The following is a 6,205-nucleotide window of genomic DNA, read 5'->3' as shown; positions in this document are numbered from 1 at the left end:
GCATCAAGCTCACCACTAGTCGGCGTTTGTGCATCGACGATGGAGTCGTTCATAAACCCCATCTTCAGGCTTAGGCGGCGGCGAATGACAGCGTCATCCTTGTCGAGCCCCAAGGCTAATGCCTCGCGGACGTAGATCTCTTCCTTGACGTAGTCGTCGACCAGTCCCTTAAATTCCTCGGCCGTCGGAGGTCGCTGCCAGGTCTTGCCGAAGATTGCAGTCAGTTGTTCGATCTTGGGCGCCGTGACGATGATGCGATCCGGCGCTTGCGCTCCCCCGCGGTTGAGCAGGCCATACACCGAGAAGATGGCCAGAGCCAAAATGATGAAGTGCGCTAATGGCTCTCTCAGCAGACGTTTCAGCAAGATGATTGGCTCCGCTGGCAAAGGACAAGCAAGGTGGTGCGGTGGTAGGCGGCCGCACCGAACTTTCAGGTCAACTCCAGAGTGACATTCAAGGCGTGTACCAGATCGGCGACGTGTAGGCGCGCTCCGTCACAGTCATCTGTGTCCCCTCCAGTGGCTTCGTGCCAAAGCGCTTGGCGTCGTAGGCGGTCCAGCGCGGCGTCGGGATCTCGATGACTCGACCGTAGTAGAAAGCCTTCTGCTTTGGATCAAATGCTGGGTCCTTCCAGACCGCAATCAGTTCCGAGGCGCCTATGGTGTTCTTCCACGTAGCGTTTTCGACATCCACCGTGCTGCCAACCGATGGGAGCTTGCCATCTGCGCCTAACTTGCGGTCGCCACCCCAAGCTACGTCATAGACCTGCTCATGAGTTTGATCCTTGTCATCGAGCCATCCCTTGACGATCTGGTAACGATCGAGATTGGCGCCGATCGGATCCTTAAGTGCAGCGACGAGGAACGTCGGCACCTTGCCCTCTGGCGCTGCCGTCAAGTCGCCGCCCATGGGCACGCCTTTTGCATAGCCGATAGCGCCCGGATTGCGGGTCTCTGCATCTGCCTGCTCGAAATCCCAGCCGCCGAAGAAGCGCACAGCCATGCGCGGTCCCGTGGTGCCATAGGTTTCCTTGCGCTGCATGGCGTCCCAAAGAGCTTCACGGGTATTTTCCGTCGCCCAGACCGCGGCATAACCCGAGGCGCTGACCTGCCAGTCCATGACCTTTATCTTCGTTTTTGGATTAGTGAAGAATGTACTCAACATGCGCTCCGGGCTCGGCTCCTGTGGCGTGGTCTTGCCGAAGAAGTTTTCCTCTTCCAGTGCGGAGAGGCCGGTGTGAGCATCGGAACTGCCGACCATGCCGAACTTGTAGGGGTTGGTGCCAAGCTCGGCCTCGAGCTTCAGACCATTCCGCAGTGCCGAGCGCGCATATTCGAACTCCAGCATGTCAGGTGTCTTCGCCACGCTGCCATCAAGGTTGCCAAAGTCCCACCGTTCGAAATTGGCAAATTCGTCATTGGGGGAAAGCGTCGGGTGGGTTTCGCCGTCGCCCTTGGTCTGGGTTGCCTCATAGAGCCGCTCCCATTTGGCACGCTGCTCCACATACTCCTTGTCCACCGGCTTGTTGGTGAAGGACTCGATCATCGGGAACATACGGCCATTGGAAAGGTTGCCGTTGTGGGCGATGGCCAGCACGCTACCGCCCGTCTTGTCCTCATAGGCCTGCATCCATTTCCACAGATCGCGCGGATTATCGCTGCCGAGGGGCTTCAAAGTCGTGTAGGGCACGATCTGGTCGGCCTTGTCTCCGTTATCCCGGAAGATCACGTTGCGGTGCAGATTGTTGCCCGCCGTGTTGGACGTCCATTCATAGCCGATGACAGCAGTGAAACGGCCCGGATCGTTGTATTCCTCCGCCGCTTTTATCGTATCCTGCCATGCATTTTTGTAGGGGCGGGTTTCAGGTCCATACATCATGCTCTTCGGAATCGTTCCCGCGCTGAAGGCCTGGATGATCTGGATCGCAGCGTCGCCGCCTTGTCCTGACTTGATCATATCGTACCAGGTCTTGGCTTGCGGGTCGGCAATAACGTCCGGCTTACCGGCAAACAGGTCGGGGAACATGCCCATGTTGTCTGAGTGGTCGGTAACGACCAGGAAGTCTAGCGGTCGCGACAGCTTGGCCGGCTGACCGCTCGACGCCGTAATTTCCTCGCCTCGCGCAAAGCGATAGGCATCACGCGGTGTCAGCCGCGCGCCGAACGCACCCGCATCGAAAGATGCTCCGGTGTGAAGGTGCGTGTCGCCGAAGAACGGCCGGGTAGGGAAATTTCGGCCAGCATAGGGCGAATAGATCGGCTTCGCGGCAAAGACCTTCGCTGCCTTCTCCGGTGATAGCGCACCAATGTCATCATCAGCAAATGCCGGTGCCGCCAGGCCGAGGATGGTCGCACTCAGAAGAATGGACCTGAAAGCAGAACTGCGCATATTGTGGTTCCTCCGGTTAAAGCTCGTCACCACATCGTAGTCTGTAAGTGGAAACACACCCGTAGCATCGGGTATGTTCTGTGAGGGAAGCATGCCCAAGCGACCTGCGGCACGCGAGGGTTGGTGCCTCGTCCTTCATCTCGAACTCTGATCGATGCAGGGTTGATCTGCCACCGGCGGACGTCATAAACCTGTTCCGCCCTTGTGCGCGGACTCGCCCTTATGAGACCAGCTTGGAAATCTGTGCCTCAGGTTGCGCAGCAGGCGCGACTTAACAGTAATACATACCAACCGCGCAGCGCCGCACCGTACGCCTCGCAACCCCGGCAACACTGACCGGCGTGAGCGGACGCCCGACGATGGCTTCGGCCGTCGACATAAGGGTGTGGGAACCGGTGACTGTCATCCGTTCCGAGGCTCCGAGCCCGATCAGCCCGAAGGTGGCGGCGAGCAGGATGTTTTTCAGTTTCGCTGTCATGATTATTTGGTCCCTTCTGGTGAAAACTGTGTGGGCAGTTCATCGGTGTCGGTCAGTTCCTTCGCATCGACCTTCTTGGCGTTGGTCCCGTTCTTGAAGCCGAAGTCATCGGCCGCGACATCGCTGCCGGTCTTCCAGTCTCTGATCTGAACACTGTATTGCGGCCCCTGATCGACTTTCTTGCTGGTAATGACATATCGGCAGGGATAGGGATGCTCGCCCTGGGCGATCCAGATCTGCCAGTCTACTTCCTTGGTCCGAAACGCCAGATGATCGCATTCGGTGCCGCCGATCACGCCGCTGCCGAGGTCCTTGACGTCGGTCACGTCGCGCATCAGCTCCTCGTAGACGTTCGACATAAGCAGGTCTGCGCCGGGAACAGGCCGGTGGAACTTGTCCCGCAACTCATCGACCAGATGATCCAGGGTGCCAGGCACCTCGGCCTGCGTGTAAAGGTTGGCGTTCTTGCCCAGCAGCGTCAGCGTCTTGCCGTCGAAGATCATCTCGACATTGGCGAAACCGCCACTGCGGGTGGCGCGGATCCTGTCGGGCCGGCTGAGGTCGACCATCCCCGAACTCGCGAACAGAAGCTTCTGGTGGTCCTTGGTGACGACCTCGAAGTTGGTGTCGTATCCAAAGGAAATGGAACTCACGCTCGCCATGTAATCGGACATCGCCTTGAGCAAGCTCTTGGCCTCTGCGTCGTCCGCTGTCGCGGGCGCTCCCCACCCAATCGCCAAGATCATCGCCGCTGTAGATGCGGCGGCGAGTCGCCTTGATTTTCGTGGTATTCTTTTCATGTGAGTGCCTCCTTCCAGGTGCCTCAGTATTAGTTGAGGAAGCGGAGGAGCACCCGTAACATCGGGTAGGTCTGTTATGGTCGCTACTTTTGTGCCGCGGCGGCCTACCAGCGCGAGAACGCAGATCGACGCTCAGCCCGCACTTACTCGCTCGAGGGCATATCAGATGTTGTGGCAGGCACTGAGGAGCCTGACGGCGCGTCCGACGGCACGGGCAAGCCTGCCTTGCGAAGGCTCGCGATCATGCGCGCCCGATCCGCTGCCTGGATGTTGCGCTTCATGAGTTCGGCCTCGATGTTGGGGATGAACGCTGGGCTCATCTTCATAAATATTTCTCCCTCCCGGGTTGCTTCCGCCATCATCCCCGCCTGTGCATAGATGGCGGTCGCTACCACATGGAAGATTGGGAGTTTCTGGAGATCGGCCTGCCGGATCTCGGCCACGGCTTTTTGGTCGTCATGCTGCATATAGGCTGTGAGCGCGAGCACCGTGTGGTAGTACCCGCCGGCCCCCGGATTGCGGTCAAGAGCTAGCTGCACAAGCTCCGCCCCACGCTGCCATTGCCCTCCAAGTGCCAGTCGTGTGCCGAATTCGCCGAGGAACTCGGTATCGTTGGGATTGAGTGCCAGTGCCCGTTCCCCGATCTCCATCGACTCAGCCCATTGCTGATTGAAGAACAACGCCGTCATCAACGCCTGAAGTGCGCGCATATTGTCCGAGTTCAGCTCGACCGCCCGACGCGCTGCAGCGAGTGCACGTTCAGCCGATGTGGGCGCGCCCTTTCGTGCATTGAAGCCAAACCGGTCCTCGTCGACGTAAGCAATCGACAGCATCGCCCAGGCGGTAGCGTAGGATGGAAAGCGCGCGACGGCGCTCTCAAGGCAGTCGCGGACGGCCGCATGCCGTTCGACACTCAACTCGGTGCGATAGGCGTAAAATTGAAGCGTGCAACGGTAGGCATCGAGATCATCGGGCGGGCCGTTCGCGATGTCGGCCTGATAGATGACGCCGTAGGGCTGAGCTACTACTGTTGCAACCTGGGCGGCGACATCGGATTGAATGGCGAAGATATCGCGGGAACGAAAATCGTCGTCGTAGGTTTGAGACCACAGGATCGCGCCGTTTTCGGTTTCGATCAGACGGGCTGTGACGCGGATTCGCGCGCCGGAGATTTGCACCCCGCCGGTCAGAAGGTAACTGGCTCCGAGTTGCTGGATGTGCGAGGGGGCGACTTGCGGTGGCAAAGCCTCTGAGGTCTCGCGGCCATACACCGTCAGTTCTTTGAAGTGCGGCAGGATGCTCAGCAATTCCTCGGTAAGCCCCATCGCATATAGCTTGGCTTCCGGTCCTCCGCCGAGATCGGCGAATGGCGCGACCACCAGCGTTGGTCCCTCGGGATCGGCCGCCCGCGTCGAGGGCAGGGAGGTCTGCGACACCAGCGGGCTGGAGGCCCAATATGCAAAGGTGAGGCAGACGACGACTGCGAGCGTTGCCGTGGCGAGCCAATGCACGCGTTCCCATGAAAACGAAGCCGCTTTCGAAATCTCGGGAGCCGCTGCAGGCCCGACGGGCGTGAGTTCGACTGCGTTCGAGACGTTCCAACTGAAAACGGGAACGTACCCGCCCTTGGGGATTTCGATGCGGATCGGATCGGTGCATCCGGACAGCAGGTAATACCGCTCAAGCGCGCGGCGCAACCGACCCGCCTCGATCCGCACCACCGGATCGTCCTGCGAGAAGTTTTCGTCCCGGTCGAAAACCTCGATGGCGATCGAATAACCTTTGAGCCGCGTAGCGCGCCCAGAGAGCGTTTCTTCCACGACGTAGCGTAGGAAAGCACAAGCGCGCGCCGGCACCGAAAACTCAGGACTTGAGAGAATGCGCTCAAGCTCGGCGCGGACCTCCTCCGGAGAGGGTGGCAGTCGGAGTGCCGAAGTCAGGGCTAGCGCTGCAACCCCAGGATTAAAGACGTTCATTCCAGAACCCCTCTTGCCCCACCTTGAAGGCCGTCCCGACCTGCCGTAGGGCATCGGCTTTGGAGGTAAATTAGAAACTGCTTAAGTAGAGTACTCCCCGCATTCCATTCCGTCCAAGACTATGTACGATTCCATATGGTCCGGCGTCGGCTACAGTAACCTACGCCCGCAACTGCTGCGGCACGCCTATACTCCATTGCACCGACGGCGGAATGGGCGTCATTGATATGGATCAAAAAATCGAGGCGGCCCAACGGCGCTTTCCCTTGCGAAAGCGCGCGATCGAGGACCTCGCCGTCCGCGATGAGGATTTCCGCTCGCTGTGTATCGATTTTGCTGACGCCGAAAGAGCGGCCCTGCGTTGGGAGAATTCCGACACACCAAAGCGTGATGAGCGTCGCGCCGAATACCTAGCGCTGGTCAACGACCTGGCCAAGGAGATCGAAGCAATATTGGATACAGCCGCCAGTATCCCGCTCCCGGCCCAGCGGCCGAAAAGTCAGTAGTGAACGAAAGCTGCTCAATGGCTGGCTGGGGCCTCGCAAAGCGGAGCAGCCCTTGGC

The 6,205-nt window shown here is 59.4% G+C and carries 5 protein-coding genes and 1 pseudogene; 1 reads left to right on the top strand and 5 read right to left on the bottom strand.

Features of this window, described 5'->3' with window-relative positions; genetic code table 11:
• The 5 genes and pseudogenes from EOA36_RS02510 to EOA36_RS02490 all read right to left on the bottom strand — a co-directional run.
• Window positions 1–365: pseudogene (locus EOA36_RS02510) on the bottom strand (peptidyl-prolyl cis-trans isomerase); the annotation flags it as partial.
• An 88-nt stretch (window positions 366–453) separates the two neighbouring features.
• Complete coding sequence (locus tag EOA36_RS02505) at window positions 454–2,388, bottom strand: DUF3604 domain-containing protein (RefSeq protein ID WP_127275478.1); 1,935 nt, start codon at window positions 2,386–2,388, stop codon at window positions 454–456.
• A gap of 271 nt (window positions 2,389–2,659) precedes the next feature.
• Window positions 2,660–2,866 carry a hypothetical protein gene (locus EOA36_RS02500; RefSeq protein ID WP_127275477.1) on the bottom strand — a complete coding sequence of 69 codons (207 nt, stop codon included), beginning with the start codon at window positions 2,864–2,866 and terminating at the stop codon, window positions 2,660–2,662.
• Between the two features lie 2 nt (window positions 2,867–2,868).
• Complete coding sequence (locus tag EOA36_RS02495) at window positions 2,869–3,666, bottom strand: DUF2092 domain-containing protein (protein ID WP_127275476.1); 798 nt, start codon at window positions 3,664–3,666, stop codon at window positions 2,869–2,871.
• 143 nt (window positions 3,667–3,809) lie between these two features.
• On the bottom strand, window positions 3,810–5,642 hold the full coding sequence (locus tag EOA36_RS02490; protein WP_127275475.1) for an adenylate cyclase: 1,833 nt from the start codon (window positions 5,640–5,642) through the stop codon (window positions 3,810–3,812).
• A 212-nt stretch (window positions 5,643–5,854) separates the two neighbouring features.
• Between EOA36_RS02490 and EOA36_RS02485 the strand changes: the two genes are divergently transcribed.
• On the top strand, window positions 5,855–6,148 hold the full coding sequence (locus EOA36_RS02485) for a hypothetical protein (protein WP_335930832.1): 294 nt from the start codon (window positions 5,855–5,857) through the stop codon (window positions 6,146–6,148).
• The last annotated feature ends 57 nt before the right edge of the window (window positions 6,149–6,205 follow it).

Origin of the sequence: Mesorhizobium sp. M8A.F.Ca.ET.021.01.1.1 (assembly GCF_003998025.1) — a bacterium.
In the GTDB taxonomy this organism is placed as follows: domain Bacteria; phylum Pseudomonadota; class Alphaproteobacteria; order Rhizobiales; family Rhizobiaceae; genus Mesorhizobium.
Note: the sequence above shows the minus strand (reverse complement) of the source record. Positions and strands in the feature narration are given on the sequence as shown.

What these genes read in the sequence shown, in the direction of transcription:
- EOA36_RS02505 (WP_127275478.1), bottom strand. Translation starts at nt 2,388, where the DNA reads ATGCGCAGTTCTGCTTTCAGGTCCATTCTTCTGAGTGCGACCATCCTC.
- EOA36_RS02500 (WP_127275477.1), bottom strand. Translation starts at nt 2,866, where the DNA reads ATGACAGCGAAACTGAAAAACATCCTGCTCGCCGCCACCTTCGGGCTG.
- EOA36_RS02495 (WP_127275476.1), bottom strand. Translation starts at nt 3,666, where the DNA reads ATGAAAAGAATACCACGAAAATCAAGGCGACTCGCCGCCGCATCTACA.
- EOA36_RS02490 (WP_127275475.1), bottom strand. Translation starts at nt 5,642, where the DNA reads ATGAACGTCTTTAATCCTGGGGTTGCAGCGCTAGCCCTGACTTCGGCA.
- EOA36_RS02485 (WP_335930832.1), top strand. Translation starts at nt 5,855, where the DNA reads ATGGGCGTCATTGATATGGATCAAAAAATCGAGGCGGCCCAACGGCGC.